Origin of the sequence: Salinivibrio sp. PR932 (assembly GCF_001996125.1) — a bacterium.
Classification (GTDB): domain Bacteria; phylum Pseudomonadota; class Gammaproteobacteria; order Enterobacterales; family Vibrionaceae; genus Salinivibrio; species Salinivibrio proteolyticus.
This window is the reverse complement of record NZ_MUFM01000012.1, coordinates 60,042-75,745: the sequence shown is the minus strand read 5'-3', so window position 1 is coordinate 75,745 and position 15,704 is coordinate 60,042. Positions and strand designations below refer to the sequence as shown.

General features: G+C 52.7%; 16 protein-coding genes. 6 read left to right on the top strand and 10 right to left on the bottom strand.

What is annotated here, in order from left to right; all coding sequences use genetic code 11:
* Window positions 1–64: 64 nt before the first annotated feature.
* Together BZG84_RS08115 and BZG84_RS08110 are read right to left on the bottom strand one after the other, a co-directional pair.
* Window positions 65–517: a GNAT family N-acetyltransferase gene (locus BZG84_RS08115; RefSeq protein ID WP_077480305.1), complete on the bottom strand. Its 453-nt coding sequence runs from the start codon at window positions 515–517 to the stop codon at window positions 65–67.
* 78 nt (window positions 518–595) lie between these two features.
* Complete coding sequence (locus BZG84_RS08110; RefSeq protein WP_077480306.1) at window positions 596–2,560, bottom strand: bifunctional 2',3'-cyclic-nucleotide 2'-phosphodiesterase/3'-nucleotidase; 1,965 nt, start codon at window positions 2,558–2,560, stop codon at window positions 596–598.
* Window positions 2,561–2,856: 296 nt separating this feature from the next.
* Here BZG84_RS08110 and cysG point away from each other — a divergent pair, with 296 nt between their 5' ends.
* From cysG to cysC, 5 genes are read left to right on the top strand one after another with little or no spacing between them, the layout of a single operon-like run.
* A complete protein-coding gene (gene cysG / locus BZG84_RS08105; protein WP_077480307.1) occupies window positions 2,857–4,284 on the top strand; it encodes a siroheme synthase CysG in 1,428 nt (475 codons plus the stop codon).
* 12 nt (window positions 4,285–4,296) lie between these two features.
* Window positions 4,297–5,205: a sulfate adenylyltransferase subunit CysD gene (cysD, locus tag BZG84_RS08100; RefSeq protein WP_077662812.1), complete on the top strand. Its 909-nt coding sequence runs from the start codon at window positions 4,297–4,299 to the stop codon at window positions 5,203–5,205.
* Window positions 5,206–5,214: 9 nt separating this feature from the next.
* On the top strand, window positions 5,215–6,639 hold the full coding sequence (gene cysN, locus BZG84_RS08095) for a sulfate adenylyltransferase subunit CysN (protein WP_077480309.1): 1,425 nt from the start codon (window positions 5,215–5,217) through the stop codon (window positions 6,637–6,639).
* A 3-nt stretch (window positions 6,640–6,642) separates the two neighbouring features.
* Window positions 6,643–8,385, top strand: a complete 1,743-nt coding sequence (locus tag BZG84_RS08090; protein WP_077678129.1) for an SLC13 family permease — start codon at window positions 6,643–6,645, stop codon at window positions 8,383–8,385.
* 34 nt (window positions 8,386–8,419) lie between these two features.
* Window positions 8,420–9,046 carry an adenylyl-sulfate kinase gene (gene cysC, locus BZG84_RS08085; RefSeq protein WP_077480311.1) on the top strand — a complete coding sequence of 209 codons (627 nt, stop codon included), beginning with the start codon at window positions 8,420–8,422 and terminating at the stop codon, window positions 9,044–9,046.
* Here cysC and BZG84_RS08080 read toward each other — a convergent pair.
* The 7 genes from BZG84_RS08080 to BZG84_RS08050 all read right to left on the bottom strand — a co-directional run bounded on the left by BZG84_RS08080 (window position 9,043) and on the right by BZG84_RS08050 (window position 14,394).
* On the bottom strand, window positions 9,043–9,945 hold the full coding sequence (locus BZG84_RS08080) for a TIGR03899 family protein (RefSeq protein WP_077480312.1): 903 nt from the start codon (window positions 9,943–9,945) through the stop codon (window positions 9,043–9,045). The two genes, cysC and BZG84_RS08080, sit on opposite strands and share 4 nt — an antisense overlap.
* 239 nt (window positions 9,946–10,184) lie before the next feature.
* A complete protein-coding gene (locus tag BZG84_RS08075) occupies window positions 10,185–10,682 on the bottom strand; it encodes a DUF3299 domain-containing protein (protein WP_077480313.1) in 498 nt (165 codons plus the stop codon).
* Between the two features lie 3 nt (window positions 10,683–10,685).
* Entirely contained in the window at window positions 10,686–11,945 is a 1,260-nt protein-coding gene (locus BZG84_RS08070) for an ABC transporter permease (protein ID WP_077480314.1), read from the bottom strand.
* Entirely contained in the window at window positions 11,942–12,637 is a 696-nt protein-coding gene (locus BZG84_RS08065; RefSeq protein WP_077480315.1) for an ABC transporter ATP-binding protein, read from the bottom strand. The genes BZG84_RS08070 and BZG84_RS08065 overlap by 4 nt, the downstream gene beginning before the upstream one ends.
* A gap of 40 nt (window positions 12,638–12,677) precedes the next feature.
* Complete coding sequence (locus BZG84_RS08060) at window positions 12,678–13,427, bottom strand: ZrgA family zinc uptake protein (protein ID WP_077480316.1); 750 nt, start codon at window positions 13,425–13,427, stop codon at window positions 12,678–12,680.
* Between the two features lie 46 nt (window positions 13,428–13,473).
* On the bottom strand, window positions 13,474–13,740 hold the full coding sequence (locus BZG84_RS08055) for a DUF2607 family protein (protein WP_077480317.1): 267 nt from the start codon (window positions 13,738–13,740) through the stop codon (window positions 13,474–13,476).
* Window positions 13,741–13,836: 96 nt separating this feature from the next.
* Window positions 13,837–14,394 carry a YtfJ family protein gene (locus BZG84_RS08050; RefSeq protein WP_069589638.1) on the bottom strand — a complete coding sequence of 186 codons (558 nt, stop codon included), beginning with the start codon at window positions 14,392–14,394 and terminating at the stop codon, window positions 13,837–13,839.
* 372 nt (window positions 14,395–14,766) lie between these two features.
* Between BZG84_RS08050 and BZG84_RS08045 the strand changes: the two genes are divergently transcribed.
* The gene (locus tag BZG84_RS08045) at window positions 14,767–14,973 is read left to right on the top strand and encodes a DUF1107 domain-containing protein (RefSeq protein WP_025673598.1); all 207 of its coding nucleotides are present in this window, start codon (window positions 14,767–14,769) and stop codon (window positions 14,971–14,973) included.
* An 81-nt stretch (window positions 14,974–15,054) separates the two neighbouring features.
* Here BZG84_RS08045 and msrA read toward each other — a convergent pair whose 3' ends face one another.
* Entirely contained in the window at window positions 15,055–15,693 is a 639-nt protein-coding gene (gene msrA, locus BZG84_RS08040) for a peptide-methionine (S)-S-oxide reductase MsrA (protein ID WP_077481072.1), read from the bottom strand.
* Window positions 15,694–15,704: the final 11 nt, after the last annotated feature.

The following is a 15,704-nucleotide window of genomic DNA, read 5'->3' as shown; positions in this document are numbered from 1 at the left end:
GCTGAACTCAACAAGCTTGTTATTTGCCTAGACATAAAATCCCGCGCACTGTCGCGGGATTTTTTTATGGAGTGGAAAGGCGCATATCAATATGTGGGATCCCGTCTTCCAGATAGGGCTCGGAAAAGGCCACAAAACCATGCTTTTGGTAAAAGTGTTGTAGGTGAGCTTGAGCGCCTATTTCGATGTTTTGTGCGGGCCATTGCTGTTGGCATAGTTGAACGGCTTGGCGGATGAGCTGATGCCCCCATTGTCCGCTGCGATGTGCGGGGGCAATGATCACGCGGCCAATGCTGCTTCCAGCGTAACTCGCGCCCGGTGCAAGAATACGGGCATAAGCGGCTAGCTCGCCATTCAGCCAGCCCAGTAAATGCACGGTGTCTGGTGCGGTATCATGTGCGTCTAGTTCTGGATAAGCACACGCCTGCTCGACCACAAACACATCGACACGCAATTTCATCAATGTGAATAAAGTGCGCGTATCTAGTGTGTCAAAGGTTGCCCGTTGCCATTCCATACGACGTCCTCCTGATTAAAGATAAAAAATACCGCAGACAAGCTGCGGTATTCAAAGCCTATTTATTGTGCAGGCTATTTATTGGCGAGGTTGGCTTAAATCGACGCGATAGACCGCGAAGCCAACGTCATCTTTACCGGCTTTCGTCATTGCCCAGCGGCCTTTTTGCTCAATAAATTGCGCGGCTTTCTCGCTGGGTGAGGTTTCAAAGTGCACGATGGCATCGCCTTTTATTGGGGCAATGGACCAGTTGTTGTCAGCACTCACCGTGACTTGGCCTTTTTCATCACTCACGCGGCTGATGTAGTTGGCGACCACGGTGCGGTTTTCATCCGGCGCGGCAAAGGCAATATGATCGCTGCCGGTGCCCGGGAACTTCGCGCCATAAGCGCGATAGTTGTTGGTGGCGACCAAGAAGGTTTGCTCAGGGTCAACCGGTTTGCCTTGATAGGTGAGATTGACGATGCGTGATGCGTCTGGATTCACTTCATTACAATCGCCGTCGTAACGCGCGGGTTGAGTGATATCAATTTGATACTCTACCCCGTCAATCACATCAAAGTTGTAAGTACGGAATCCGTCCCAGTTCACTAGCGTCTGAGGCTGCTTCGCATTGGGGTCGATTTGGTTAAATTGACCGGCGCTGCATTCCAGCCATTGGGTGAGTTCGGCGCCAGATACTTTCAGTGCGACCAAGGTATTTGGGTACAGGTAAAGATCGGCGGCGTTACGGAACGTCAGTTGGCCGGCTTCTACTTCGGTAAAGTTGCTCGGATCGTTTTTGCGACCACCGGCCTTAAAAGGCGCGGCAGCAGACAGTACCGGTAGCTCTGCTAAGTCGGGATCGCCTTGGATCATACGCTCGACATAGTCTTGCTGTGCCAAGTTAACAATCTGTACGGTGGGGTCATCTTGGAGCAATGCCAAATAGGAGTACATCACATCATTGGCTTGGCCAATTGGCTGATTAACGAACTCACGAGTGGCATTGTGATCTTTTTCAACGGCTTTGAGCAGGGCTTTATCGGCATCGACCAACGCTTTGCCGCTGGCCCGGTCAAAGATAGGGCGAGCATGCGCTTCACTATCCACCACTTGCCACTGGCCATCGACTTGCTCGAGCTTCAAATCTATCACGCCAACATGGCTGCCCCAGCGACCGGCCATCACACTGGCCACGCCATTGATGGTGCCCTTTTCAATATCGGCACCGGGAATATTAGCAAAATCATCGCTTGGGAATACCGCGTGTGAGTGACCAAAGGCAATCGCGTCAATGCCATCGACTTCTGATAGGTAATAGACAGAGTCTTCAGCCATCGCTTTATACGGTGCTTGAGAGACGCCAGAGTGTGGAATGGCCACTACTACGTCCGCGCCCTTGGCTTTCATTTCTGGGACAAGTTTTTCAGCGGTTTGCTTAATGTCTTTGGCAATCACTTTGCCTTCAAGGTTCGCTTTATCCCAAGTCATGATCTGCGGCGGGACAAAGCCAATGTAACCGACTTTGATGGTATGGCTGTCACCGTCTTCATCTTTGAGTTGGTATTCTTTAATTAAATACGGGTCAAAGTAGTGCTCGCCAGTCTCTGCATCAAACACGTTGGCGTTGATATACGGGAAGTTGGCGTCATTAATCGACTCTTTTAAGAACGCTAAGCCGTAGTTGAACTCATGGTTGCCAATGTTGCCCACTTCATAATCGAGCAAGTTCATCGCTTTATATACCGGATGCACTTCACCGGGTTTGATACCTTTGCTGGCCATGTAATCGCCCATCGGGCTGCCTTGCAACAGGTCGCCATTATCGACCAAAAGGGCATTTTTTGCCTCATCACGTGCTTGTTTCACCACAGTGGCGGCGCGGACCAAGCCGATTTTTTGCGAGGGCTTGTTTTTGTAGTAGTCGTAGTCCATCACGTTGGTGTGAATGTCGGTGGTTTCAATCACACGTAGGTTAACGGTATCGGCAAAGGCACTGCCAGAGGCAGCAAGCAGACCGGCAACTACCGCTGTAGCGACCGCAGAAGGCATCAAACGCATAATAAAATCTCCAGTAAAAAAGTGTGCGTCAGGTATCAAGCGGCGCCATTATGCAACTTACATTATGACAAAAGCTGTGGCCTTGATCGGCTTCTGTCATTTTGTCGGAATTGAGTGTTGATGAAAGCGGCATTTTGAGACCGTCATCATTGCGTGGTAGATGGACGTGAGGATTTTCAGCGGATAAATACACGACTTTTAATCACAAAAGAGAATAAAAAATGAATTTATAGAATTTCAGGTAATAGTTGCTGGGCGATATAGTGGCTGCATTGTCATCAAGGGAATGCGCGATCATGGATTATCTCCCCCTCTTTGCTCAGCTTAAACATCGTCCTTGCCTCGTGGTAGGTGGCGGCGAAGTCGCATGGCGCAAAACGCGCATGTTGCTCAAGGTAGGTGCGGCCGTCACTGTGGTTGCCCCTGACGTCGACCGTGAAATTGCGGAGGCGAAAGCGCAAGGAAAGCTGACGGTATTGCGTGAGGCGTTTCGTCCCGATCATCTGGACGGAAAGATGCTGGCGATTGCGGCGACTGACAACGCCCTCGTCAATGAGCTGGTCTCCACTGCCGCTGATAGCCGTAATATCTTAGTCAATGTCGTTGATGATACCCCTAAATGCAGCTTTATTGTCCCTTCTTTGGTTGATCGCTCTCCCATCATTATTGCCATCTCATCGGGCGGCAAAGCGCCGGTATTGGCGCGGATGTTACGAGAAAAAATTGAAACCCTAGTGCCGCAACATATCGGCAAAATGGCGGCAATGGCGGGTGCGTTTCGCGACAAACTGAAAACGCGTATTCCGACCTTAACGGGCCGGCGCAAATTCTGGGAGGCCGCTTTTAGTGGGCGGTTTGCCGATTTAGTCGCGGCAGGCAAACACCAGCAAGCCGAGCAAGCGCTGGAACAGCTTAGTGGACAAATCACCACCCAAGGCGAAGTGGCGTTGATTGGTGCCGGGCCGGGGGATCCTGGGTTATTGACCTTGCGCGCGTTGCAGTTGATGCAGCAAGCCGATGTAGTGCTTTACGACTACTTGGTGGCTGAACCGATTATGGAGCTGTGCCGCCGAGATGCGGAGCTGATTTGTGTGGGCAAACGGGCGAGCTACCACAGTGTGAGCCAAGACGACATTAATCGTCTGTTGGTCGAGCATGCTCAAGCCGGAAAACGGGTGGTGCGCTTAAAAGGGGGCGATCCTTTTATGTTTGGCCGTGGTGGTGAGGAATTACAAACCCTTGCCAATGCCGGTGTCTCGTTTCAAGTGGTGCCCGGGATCACTGCGGCGGCGGGGGCGACGGCCTATGCCGGTATTCCGCTCACCCATCGTGATCATGCCCAGACCGCACTGTTTATTACCGGTCATTTGAAAAAAGAACAAGACACCTTGGAGTGGGCGACGTTAGCACGCCCGCGTCAGACCTTGGTGATTTATATGGGCTTGATGAAATCTGCCCATATTCAAAGCCAACTGATTGTTCACGGCCGATCGCCGGACACCCCTGTGGCGGTGATTGAAAACGGCACGCGTCCGGAGCAGAAAGTCTTTACCGGTCAACTCAACAATTTACCGTCGCTGGCGGAACAAGCTGCGTCGCCCGCGCTGATCGTGGTGGGCGAAGTGGCGGCACTCGCCGGTCAGCTGACATGGTTTGGCGAGGGGCGCGCGGTAAGCGATGCCGACCCCACGCAATCCCCCACCGCTGTGGTTAACTTCGCTTAAAGGATAGTTAGGATGGATGCAAAAACACTCACTCACCTCCAGCAGTTAGAAGCCGAGAGCATTCATATACTGCGGGAAGTCGCGGCGGAGTTTGATAACCCCGTGATGCTGTATTCGATTGGCAAAGACTCGTCAGTGATGCTGCATTTGGCGCGCAAAGCTTTTTACCCTGGAAAGATCCCGTTTCCGCTGCTGCATGTCGATACCGACTGGAAGTTTCGCGACATGATTGCCTTTCGCGATCGCACCGCTAAAGAGCTCGGGCTAGATCTGATTGTGCACAAAAACCCAGAAGGGATGGCTCAGGGGATCAATCCTTTTGATCACGGCTCCGACAAGCACACCGATATCATGAAAACCCAAGCGCTGAAGCAGGCGCTGGATCAGCACAAGTTTGATGCGGCGTTTGGCGGCGCGCGTCGGGATGAAGAAAAATCCCGCGCCAAAGAGCGTGTCTATTCGTTCCGTGATAAGAACCATCGCTGGGATCCCAAAAACCAACGGCCAGAGCTGTGGCGCAACTATAACGGTCAAGTGAACCCGGGCGAGAGTATTCGCGTCTTTCCGCTCTCTAACTGGACTGAGCTCGATATCTGGCAATACATCTATCTGGAAAATATCGACATTGTTCCGCTTTATTTAGCGGCCGAGCGCCCAGTGGTAGAGCGTGATGGCACCTTGTACATGGTGGATGATGCGCGGATGCCGATTGGGCCCAACGAAACCGTGACCCATAAATCGGTGCGTTTTCGCACCCTAGGCTGTTACCCGCTCACCGGGGCGATTGAATCTACCGCGACCACCTTGCCCGAGATTATCGAAGAGATGTTGGTCGCTACCTCAAGTGAACGCCAAGGGCGGGCGATCGACCACGATCAGTCCGGATCCATGGAGCGCAAAAAGCGTCAGGGTTATTTCTAAGGAGCAGTCATGAATCCAGCAATTCAACAACAGGTGGCCGATCTGGGTATTGAGGGTTATCTGCAACAGCACCAACACAAAAGTTTATTGCGCTTTTTGACCTGTGGCTCTGTCGATGATGGTAAGTCGACTTTGATTGGCCGCTTGCTGCACGACTCACAGCAGATTTATGAAGATCAGCTGGCTGCTGTTCATGCCGATAGCCAGCGTGTTGGCACCACGGGCGAGAAACCGGATCTGGCGCTATTGGTAGACGGCCTACAAGCCGAGCGCGAGCAGGGGATCACCATTGATGTGGCGTATCGCTATTTCTCCACCTCCAAGCGCAAGTTTATCATCGCCGATACCCCCGGCCATGAGCAGTACACCCGGAATATGGCCACCGGTGCGTCGACCTGTGATGTGGCGGTGATCTTAATCGACGCGCGCCACGGCATCTTGGATCAGACTCGTCGCCATTCATACATCGCTAACTTGCTGGGTATTCAGCATTTTGTGGTAGCGGTGAACAAAATGGACTTGGTGGAATATAGCCAAGCTCGGTTTGATGAAATCCAAGAGCAGTATCTGGCGTTTGCCGATCAGCTCAACCCCGGCTTGTCAGTGTCTATGGTGCCCTTGTCGGCACTGGAAGGCGACAACGTGGTCAATGCCAGTGACGCGATGGCGTGGTATCAAGGCGAGCCGCTACTCAGCCAGCTAGAAGCCATCGACATTGAAAAATCGCGCGGGACGGGCGCGTTCCGTTTTCCGGTGCAGTATGTCAATCGACCGGATCTGAACTTTCGCGGTTACGCGGGCACCCTTGCCAGTGGCGAGTTACATGTGGGCGATGAAGTTAAGGTACTCCCTTCTGGGCTTACCGCGAAGGTCGCGCGCATCGTCACCTTTGACGGTGATCGTGAATTTGCCTTTAGCGGTCAAGCGGTCACTCTCACTTTAGATAGAGAAATTGATATCTCGCGTGGCGATCTCTTGGTACGAGCGGATGATGACGTGGCGGTGGGGCAACGATTTGACGCCGACGTGGTGTGGATGACACAAACCCCGCTGGCACCGGGGCGCGAATACGACATTAAGTTGGCCAGCAAGAAAACCTCGGCGCAGGTTGAGTCACTGTCCTATGGGGTGGATGTGAATACGCTTAACACCCATGACGCAGACACCTTGCCGCTCAATGGCATTGGTCGTTGCACCTTGACCCTGAGCGAAGCGGTGCCGCTGGATACCTATCACGATAGCCCGAATACCGGTGGCTTTATCCTGATTGATCGTCTCACCAATGTGACGGTTGGCGCGGGCATGATCCGTCATGTGACTGAGGCTCAGCCACAAACCACCTCGTCGTTCTCAGCGTTTGAGCTTGAGTTAAACCAGCTGATCCGCAAGCACTTTCCGCATTGGCAAGCGCGGGATCTGCGTCAACTGGGATAAACGATGAGTTGGCAGGAAACCACGGTACTCACCTTGCTGGTGGCGATTGTCGCCGGCTTGGTGCTCACCCGCATAAAGCCTGTACTCTTGTTTGCGGGGGCGGCGTTTGTGGCGTTCCAAACCGGGCTCACCTCGGTTGAAGCGCTGACGGCGAACTTTACCGCGCCATCACTGCTGACCTTGGTATTGCTGATTTTGGTTTCTTGTGCGTTAGAGAAAACCCATTTAACCAGCTGGGTTGCGCAGCAGGCGTCGCACGGCACACTCCCCACCGTGATTGCCAAATTAGGCATATCGAGCGCGCTGCTATCGGCGCTGGTCAATAACACCGCCGTGGTGGTGTCGATGATTGGCGCGATCAAGCGCAACCGACGTCACTCACCCTCGCAGCTTTTGATCCCATTGTCATATAGCGCCATTCTCGGCGGCACCCTAACGCTGATTGGCACGTCCACCAATCTCATTGTGAACAGCTTTGTTGAGCGGGCGGGTTTACCCAGTTTGGGCTTTTTCACCCCAACGGTCATTGGTGCAGCTGCATTGGTGGCAGGGCTATTGGTATTAATTCCGTTTAGCTATCGGTTGCCACGCCATGATGGTGAACAAGAAGAGAGCTTGCCGTATGTGCTTGAAGCACGGTTAGCCGCCGACTCACCCTTATGCGGTCGCAGTGTGGCAGACAATGGCTTGCGGGCACTACGCCGTTTGTACTTGGCCGAAATTCATCGTCAAGACGGCGTCATTGCGCCTGTGTGTCCGGATACGCCGTTATTGGCCGGTGACAAGTTGCAGTTTGCTGGCGATGTGGAAAGTGTCGCGACCTTACAAGAGATCCCGGGCCTGACCTTGTTCGGCCAGCATCACATTGATGGGCAAAATTTGATTGAGGTGGTGGTGAGCCACAGCGCCAGTATTTGTGGCAAAACCCTCAAAGCTGCCCGATTTCGAGAGACTTTTGATGCCGTGGTGGTCGCCATTCGCCGCGGCCATGAAAAACTCGACGGGGGACTGGGCAATATTCCTTTACATGCCGGCGATACGTTGGTGTTGGTGCCGGGCAAAACCTTTCGCCAAGACAGCCAAGCGTTGCGGCGTGAATTCGTGCTCTTTAATGGTTTGGAAGCCAGTACTCGTCTTTCCGAGCGGAAAAGCGTTGCGGTACTGGCGGGATTTGTCGCGGTGATTGGCGCGGCCTTGCTGACCCCGATTCCGCTGCTTAATGGCTTAGCCGCTTATTTGGTGGTGTTGCTGGTCAGCGGCATTATCTCCTTGCACGATTTACAACGCCGATTTCCGGTTGAAGTGGTGGTGATTGTCGGCGCGGCGCTGACATTGGCACAACTGATGTTGGCGTCAGGGCTTTCAGCACGCTTTAGTGATTGGTTTATGGCGACCTTTAGCGCAGGGGGCGCGATAGGCGCGCTGGTGGCCGTGTACTTGCTGACTTTGTTGCTAACCGAGCTTATCACCAATAATGCCGCGGCGGCGCTGGCTTTCCCGCTGGGCTATAGCTTCGCGCTAGGGTATGGGGTTGAGCCTATGCCTTTTGTGATGGCGGTGCTGTTTGGCGCCAGTGCCAGTTTTATTTCCCCTTATGGGTATCAAACCAATTTATTGGTATACAGCGTGGGCAATTACCAGCTGCGTGATTATTTGCGTCTGGGATTACCGTTATCTGTGGTGTATTCCGCGGTGGTGCTCACCCTGTTACCGATTGTTTTTCCTTTAACGCCGGTGGCCTCTTAATCATGGCGTGGCCAACGAAATTGCGGAGACTTTCATGACTGACACTGTATCTGCGCCAACCGATCCCAATGTGGTTTGGCATCAGCATCATGTTGATCAAGCCCAGCGCAGCGAACAAAAACAGCAGCAACCCGTGGTGCTTTGGTTTACCGGCTTGTCTGGCTCGGGCAAATCGACCATCGCGGGCGCGCTAGAGGCGGCCTTGGTGGCCGAAGGGCACCATACCTATTTGCTGGATGGCGATAATATTCGTCATGGCTTATGTCGCGATCTGGGATTTTCCGATCAAGACAGGCGCGAGAATATTCGCCGGATTGGTGAAGTGGCCAAGTTGATGACCGATGCTGGCCTGATTGTCTTGAGTGCCTTTATCTCACCGTTTCGCGCGGAGAGAGAGATGGTGCGCGAGCGTTTGCCAGAGGGGCAATTTATCGAAGTCTTTGTTGATACGCCGCTGGCAGTGTGTGAGCAGCGCGACCCCAAAGGGCTTTACAAAAAGGCGCGTGCCGGCGAGATCCCTGCTTTTACTGGCATATCGTCAGACTATGAGCCACCGCAAACGCCGGCGGTCCATTTGACCGGTGATCACAGCGTCGCCGAGCATGTGGCGACCTGTCTTCGCGTACTGCGTGAGCGCCGAGTGTTGCGCTCGTCGGATTAAGCGTGGGTATTGACTGTATCACCCAAATCGCTGTGCATCTCAAAGCCTTCTGCGAGCAACTCACAAATGGCGTGGTGATAATCGGGATGCACGCGTTTACCGACCAGTTTTGCTAGCTCATGGCCGGTGGGGCTAAAGCGGTAGTAATAAAGACGCATCCCTTTGTGGAGCGGAGTAAGCATGTATTGGGTGTCTTGCAGTTTAAACGGCATGGCCGGTTGCATTTCAATCACGCCGGATTCGAGCTCAGTGCGCAGGATTAGCCCCAAGTCCATCAACAGCATTAAGTCGGTGTAAGACAGTTGATAGTGACCCAGCGAGAGCTTATGGGGCGGCTCTGGGCGCAGCAGTTGCACCAAGCCTTGGCGGCGGCGAAAACCGGTCACCAGCTTTTTGGTGCTGTCTTGCCCAAAGGTGCTGGACAATGCACAAGCGCGTTGCAGTGCTTGCGCTTCACGTTGCGTCATGGTTTCGAGAATGGTCAGGGCTTTAATCGAGGTACTGCCGGGTCGTTGCATTTCTTGTTTGAGAATTTTCGCCCACAGCTGCTGCATCGCATGGCCGTGAATATTGCGGGCCAAATCGAAAAAGCGAACTAACCAGTCAGGATCGGGGGTATGGGCGGTTTCGCTGTGACACTGGTCGTAGGTCAGAGCAATGATGGCTTCGAGATTGGCCTGCTGCTTTTGCATCACATGACGTTGGCGATTGGCACTGCGATGGGCGAGATCTTCCTGCTCGACCTCTTGCAGACGCGCATCGACGTGATACTCACTGGCAATCGCTTTTAGCCGCCCTTTACTGCCACGTAGGTCAGCGTCTTCTTTATAACTATGTTCCTGATGCTGCCGTTTATCGGGATGGGCATCGATGACCACAGGTTTGTCTTGCTCTGCCATGCGCGTCTCACACTGATTGTCAGCAAAATTTAATGCTGGCAAATATGTTAATTAAAGATTAAATTTGTTAACATTATGAGCGTTAACAATCAAGTGTAGGGATGCGTGTGCGTAAGCAAAAACTCAACCCCATCAATCTGCTGTTGATTGCCGTGTACATAGGCGCACTGGCGATCTTGTCTCATTATATTGCCTGACAATATCGTGTGCGCCGATCGGGCTCACTGATTGATAGGGATTTATCCGTCGTCGTAGTCAGTTAATTGTGTACCTTGTAGCACATAACCCACTTCTGCTAAGTCATGGCTGACATGTTCGGTTTTTAGCGTGCCTTCGACATAAACCACATCCCATAACTGTTGAATCGGCGCACCGCCAGCAAACTTTACATAAATTATTTGATTGGGGGGCGGGGGTGGAACATGAATACAGGCGCCAAGAAAGGGCACCAGTAGGAATTCCGTTACCACTTTGTCGTCGCCTTCTAGAGGGATCACAAAGCCGGGAATTTTGACTTGGCTGTTGTTGAGCTCAGGGCGAACTGAGCCAACCAAGCTTTGTGGGTTTTCACCATCGTGAGTAATTTCTGGCATGCCCCGACTATCGAATTGAGCACGTTCGTGCTCAGGCACCAAATCAATCCAATCCAGCGTGAGTGGCTCATTGCTCGCCCACGTAGGCGAGCTCAAAACACCGCTCAGTAAGGCGATAAGCCCGAGCATTATTCGTTTTTTCATCTGTTATACCTTAATTGTCATGCCATCGGCGAGCGCCTGTCGGTAGGCGCGCCAAGCCGGAATTAATCCCACGATAAAGCCAGCGACTAACACTCCAGCCATCAATGAAAGCTCATAAGAGGACGGCCAGTCGAGCGGTAAGAATAAGCCAAATTCACTGAGAATATAGGGCTGTGCTAGAGCGAGTCCACCATAAAGCAGGAGCACACCAAAGACGATCCCTGCGACGGTGATCGCGACCGCCTCACTGACCAATAGCAAAATAATATGTAAAGGACGCGCGCCCATCGCACGTAAGATTGCCATTTCGCGTCGACGCTCGTTCAAGCTAGTGAGCAGGCTTGAGAGCATACCCAACAGCCCGGCGACGGCCACAAAGCCAGAGATCACCAACAGGGCTTGTTCGCCAACTCGCATCATGCCCCACAGCTCGTGCAAGGCAATACCGGGCATAATGGCGGTTAATGGTTCGCGTGGATAAGTATTAACCCAGCGCTGGACGGCAAAGGTTTTGATTTTGCTGTTTAGTCCCACCATCACCGCGGTCAGTTGTTCTGGTTGTAGCTCGCGTTGTTGCGCTTGCGCTTGGGTGAGGCCTTGGCCGAGTCGTGCGCCACTTTCCCAGCCGACATGAATCGCTTCGATGGCTTCAAGCGACACATGTACGCTACGGTCGACGGGGGTGCCAGTGGGCGCCAAGATCCCAGTGACCGTAAAGGGCAAGTTGTCATGCTGATTAAAGCCTTTGTCGGCCAGTCCATGGGCAATGACCAGACTATCGCCCATCTTGTATCCCAGCTCTCTTGCCACTTGGGCGCCGATCACGGTATCAAATAAGCCGGAAAATGGGCCGCCTTGGCGAAAGGCCAGTGGTTGTTTTTGACCATATTGATAATGGTCGAAGTAATCATTGGTGGTGCCGACCACGCGAAAGCCGCGGTGAGAGTCCCCCAGTGAAATGGGGATGGTCCAACTCACATCCGGATGCTCACGAAGGCGCTGGTAACTGTCCCAGCCGATATTGTTGGTGGCGTTACCAATACGAAACACGGAATAGAGCAGTAAGTTAATGGGACCGGAGCGGGCGCCGACAATTAAATCGTTGTTGGAGATGGTGTTGGCAAAGCTGGCTTTAGCTTGGGTGCGCACCTTCTCCACCCCGAGCAAGAGCACTACGGCGATGGTGACAGTCAGCAAAGAAAGCAGGGCGGTGGCGCGGCGATTCTTGAGGCTTTGTCCTGCCAATCCTAACAGTGAAATCATTGGTTGGCCTCCTCGCGATGTATGGCGCGATTAAGCGCGAGAAGCGAGACATCGCGGTCAAACAAGGGCGCTAATTGGCTGTCATGGCTGACAAACAATAAGCTGCTATTGGCCTCTCGGCATCGGTCTTGAAGCAATTGAATAAAGGTATTGCGGGTGTCCGCATCAAGCGCAGAAGTGGGCTCGTCAGCGATAATTAATGCTGGCGCACCAATTAATGCCCGTGCCGCTGCGACCCGCTGTTGCTGGCCGATACTTAGCGCAGTGACTGGCTGATGGTAACAGTGCGCGGGAAGACCAAGCTTATCGAGTAAATTGGCCGCCTCTTGGTGTGCTGGTTGGCTGAGTGCCTGACGCCGCGTGTGAGAAAAGCGCAGCGGGACGGTGACATTATCAATCACAGATAAATAGGGCAGCAGATTAAACTGCTGAAAAATATAACCAATATGGTTAGCACGGAACTGATCCCGTTGGCGATCATTCAGTGCGGTTAGCGCTTGATGATTGACCGTCAGTGTTCCCGATTGTGGGGTATGAATGCCTGCAATCAGGCTCAGCAGGGTGGATTTCCCGCTGCCACTGGGGCCTTTTAAAAATACATGCTCGCCCTCACCGACCGCAAAGCTCTCGATATCTAAGATCGGTTGCGGCTGAGCTGGCCAAGTAAAACGTAGTTGTTCGATGGTTATCATGCCTGACAGGGGCGCTAGATGCGCCCCGCCTCCTTGTTCACTACCACTGGATGTGCGACTTGGCACGATTCAAGGTTTCAACCCAGACCTTGTCATCAGTAAAGGCCTGAATCTTCATGGTTTCTGTGTTGGGGAATAGGCTAAACCAATCAGTTTGCAATTCGGTGAAGGCTTGCGGGTTTTGGCAAACGAATTGGTAGTTCGCTGATAAGGTGTTGTGGTTACCGTGATCATGCCCATGATGATCGTCATGGTGCTCATCATGCTTGTCGTGATCATGATGGCCTTCATGCGCATGATGGCTGTGATCATGGTGGTCACCATGATCCTCATGATGAGCATCTTTGCCGTCTCGGCCATCGCGACCGTCATGGCCTGCGTGACCATCTTCGCCATCTTCACCGTGAATGCTATTGTGCTCATGCTCATGCTCATGCTCATGCTTGTGGTCATGGTCTTCAAAGCTGCTCGTTACCTTGACGTCGACCAGCTGGCAATTCGCCGCTTCAGCAAGCTGGAAGCGTTTCCCGCCATCGCGCAGCAGTGTATAAGCATCTTCGAGCGTTTGCTGATCCTTGGCGTTTTTAGGGTGGTGCTCAAAACCAACCACATCATGGCCGGGGGCGGTCAGTTCAATCAGCACACGCTCACCGTCTTGGGCAAGGCTTGCGGTGACTTCACCGTGCACATGGGCATCGAACGACTGATAGTTGGCTTCGTCAGCAAATGTGGCTGTGGACGCGGTTGCGATAGCCATGGCGATAACATTGGGTAAAAAACGCGTTTTCATTGGGTTCTCCTAGTGAATAAATGGGTTAAATCATTGCGGTATTTATTCAACTAGGTGGGTCGCGTGCCGAAAAGGCAATGGCGATGTGGTAAGCCTGAGCTGGCTTTGAGAGCGCAACAATCTCGTTGACCACATAAGTGGGGGCCGGTGGTGAGGCCGCATACGCGATCAGTGCGGGAGGCGCCAAATGACAGAGGCTGCAATGTTCGCTGTGATGTGAGGGCGTGAAGGTATCGAGGTGATGATGCGCCCACAGCCCAGATTGGCTGAGTACGACGATCAACAGCAGATGGACGATCAATGGCCGAGTCATGCAGGCATCCACACCTTTAAGAGTAATGTAATAACATAACAATTATCACCATCGACGCCAAGTGTTGAAAAACGCGGGCTTTGCCCGCGCATGGCACTATTGATTGACCAGTTGAGTCACTAAGCTAATCACTTGGTTCACCTCGTCGGGACTTAATTTGCCCTCTTTGACAAAACGCACCGTGCCTTGGTCGTCGAGTACCGCGATCAGCGAGCTTTCTTCTTTTAAGCGCCACGCCTGTGCGACACTGCCGTTTTCGTCGAGCACAATTGAGGACCAACTAAAATCCCGCTTACTGTCTTCTGCCGACGATTTAACAAAACCGCCGGTGCCCCAAATCGCATCATCTTGATTAATGATGGTGGTGGTTTGGTAGCGAGAGTCGTCAAAGTCTGCGGCTGTGATGGCTTCCATCAAGGGGGCATTCATTTCTTTGGCGCTGCTGCGTCCGGCGATGGCTTGGATCACGCGTACTTTGCCCGGCAGTTGTTCGGTTTGCCAAGCTTGATAAACAATATCGTCGCCATTCAAGGTCAGCTCGCCGTGCTCGGCGACTTTGGCTGAAGGTAAAGGTGCACCATTTTGGATCGTATGCGCCCAACTGGTGCCTGTGAATAGCGCAAAGGTGAGAGCAAGTAGGGTGGTCTTTTTCATTCTTTATCATCCATGTCTGTGGTCATTATTTGGCATCAGGTGCCAAGTTATCTATGGTTACGCCAGACGGTGAGTTGTGCCAAGTGGCAAAGGTTAATCCGTGCGCAAGATCGGACTTTTCTGCGTCGATCGAACTTACGCTGCAAAACGTATTTATCTAAATCGGGAACTTCTGTTCGCTAGCAGGCTCTAATGCTGTGATTGCCATCTTATTGAGGTGGCACTTTGCTTGCTTAGCTTTATACGCGGAGATTGCCAGATAATATGCGGCGCTCCAAGGTGGCAATATCATACGGTCATCGTGACTGTGAAAGAAATGAATTGCCGTTTCGGTCTGCTTAGACAGACTTTGAGAACAAGAAAGGGATCCTTATGCTCAGAATCTTTCGTCAATATCGGCCAACCCAGATTGCGCGGTATGTGAAACGATTTTTTAAGGGCCGACTCTATATTGAAGGTGTAGGCGCGTTTGAGTTTGATGGTGGACGTTTACTGCCGCCCGGGCATAGTGATAAACGTGCACTGTCGGTGATGACTGAGGTGAATAAAGAAATTAAAGCCATGGCCATTACCGCATAAACATCGCCACACTGAAAAACACGTCCAAACGGACGTGTTTTTTTACGCCTAGCCATTTAGCAGTGGTTAATTGCCAAAGGCTTATTGTGGTGGGAAACACACACCTGTGCCACCTAAGCCGCAGTAGCCTTGCGGGTTTTTGTGTAGATACTGCTGGTGGTCAGTTTCAGCAAAGTAGTAAGCGCCAGCCGGTGCGATCTCAGTGGTGACCGCATCGGGCTTGCCGGCCTCTCTCAATGCCGCTTGATAGGTCGCCAGACTTGCCTCGACGCTAGCTTGGTCCGCCGGATCACAATAGTAAATCGCGGAACGATATTGCGGGCCAATGTCATTGCCTTGACGCATGCCTTGGGTCGGATCGTGGTTTTCCCAGAACACCGCCAGTAGGGTGTCTAAACTCACCACGGACGGGTCGAAAATCACATTGACCACTTCGGCATGGCCGGTTTGTCCCGTGCAGACGTCTTGATAACGCGGGTGTTGGGTGACGCCGCCACTGTATCCGACCGAGGTCATCACGACACCCGGCTGTTGCCACCATTTGCGTTCGGCACCCCAAAAACAGCCCATGCCAAAAATAACCTGTTTTTGACCGGCCGCGGGGGTGGCCGTGATAGGCTGATTAAAGACCGCGTGCGGTTCGGCTGGAACAATCGGGTCGGTGCGATCGGCTATCGCATTCTCGGGTTGGGTAAAGGAAGATTGCATCGACATAGGCATCCTTTGACTGC

Excerpts from the sequence above, each read along its gene's own strand:
- BZG84_RS08070 (WP_077480314.1), bottom strand. The coding sequence starts at position 11,945 with ATGATTTCACTGTTAGGATTGGCAGGACAAAGCCTCAAGAATCGCCGC.
- BZG84_RS08055 (WP_077480317.1), bottom strand. The coding sequence starts at position 13,740 with ATGACTCGGCCATTGATCGTCCATCTGCTGTTGATCGTCGTACTCAGC.
- BZG84_RS08065 (WP_077480315.1), bottom strand. The coding sequence starts at position 12,637 with ATGATAACCATCGAACAACTACGTTTTACTTGGCCAGCTCAGCCGCAA.
- BZG84_RS08080 (WP_077480312.1), bottom strand. The coding sequence starts at position 9,945 with ATGGCAGAGCAAGACAAACCTGTGGTCATCGATGCCCATCCCGATAAA.
- BZG84_RS08090 (WP_077678129.1), top strand. The coding sequence starts at position 6,643 with ATGAGTTGGCAGGAAACCACGGTACTCACCTTGCTGGTGGCGATTGTC.
- cysC (WP_077480311.1), top strand. The coding sequence starts at position 8,420 with ATGACTGACACTGTATCTGCGCCAACCGATCCCAATGTGGTTTGGCAT.
- cysN (WP_077480309.1), top strand. The coding sequence starts at position 5,215 with ATGAATCCAGCAATTCAACAACAGGTGGCCGATCTGGGTATTGAGGGT.
- BZG84_RS08045 (WP_025673598.1), top strand. The coding sequence starts at position 14,767 with ATGCTCAGAATCTTTCGTCAATATCGGCCAACCCAGATTGCGCGGTAT.
- BZG84_RS08075 (WP_077480313.1), bottom strand. The coding sequence starts at position 10,682 with ATGAAAAAACGAATAATGCTCGGGCTTATCGCCTTACTGAGCGGTGTT.
- BZG84_RS08110 (WP_077480306.1), bottom strand. The coding sequence starts at position 2,560 with ATGCGTTTGATGCCTTCTGCGGTCGCTACAGCGGTAGTTGCCGGTCTG.
- BZG84_RS08060 (WP_077480316.1), bottom strand. The coding sequence starts at position 13,427 with ATGAAAACGCGTTTTTTACCCAATGTTATCGCCATGGCTATCGCAACC.
- cysG (WP_077480307.1), top strand. The coding sequence starts at position 2,857 with ATGGATTATCTCCCCCTCTTTGCTCAGCTTAAACATCGTCCTTGCCTC.
- cysD (WP_077662812.1), top strand. The coding sequence starts at position 4,297 with ATGGATGCAAAAACACTCACTCACCTCCAGCAGTTAGAAGCCGAGAGC.
- BZG84_RS08115 (WP_077480305.1), bottom strand. The coding sequence starts at position 517 with ATGGAATGGCAACGGGCAACCTTTGACACACTAGATACGCGCACTTTA.
- msrA (WP_077481072.1), bottom strand. The coding sequence starts at position 15,693 with ATGCCTATGTCGATGCAATCTTCCTTTACCCAACCCGAGAATGCGATA.
- BZG84_RS08050 (WP_069589638.1), bottom strand. The coding sequence starts at position 14,394 with ATGAAAAAGACCACCCTACTTGCTCTCACCTTTGCGCTATTCACAGGC.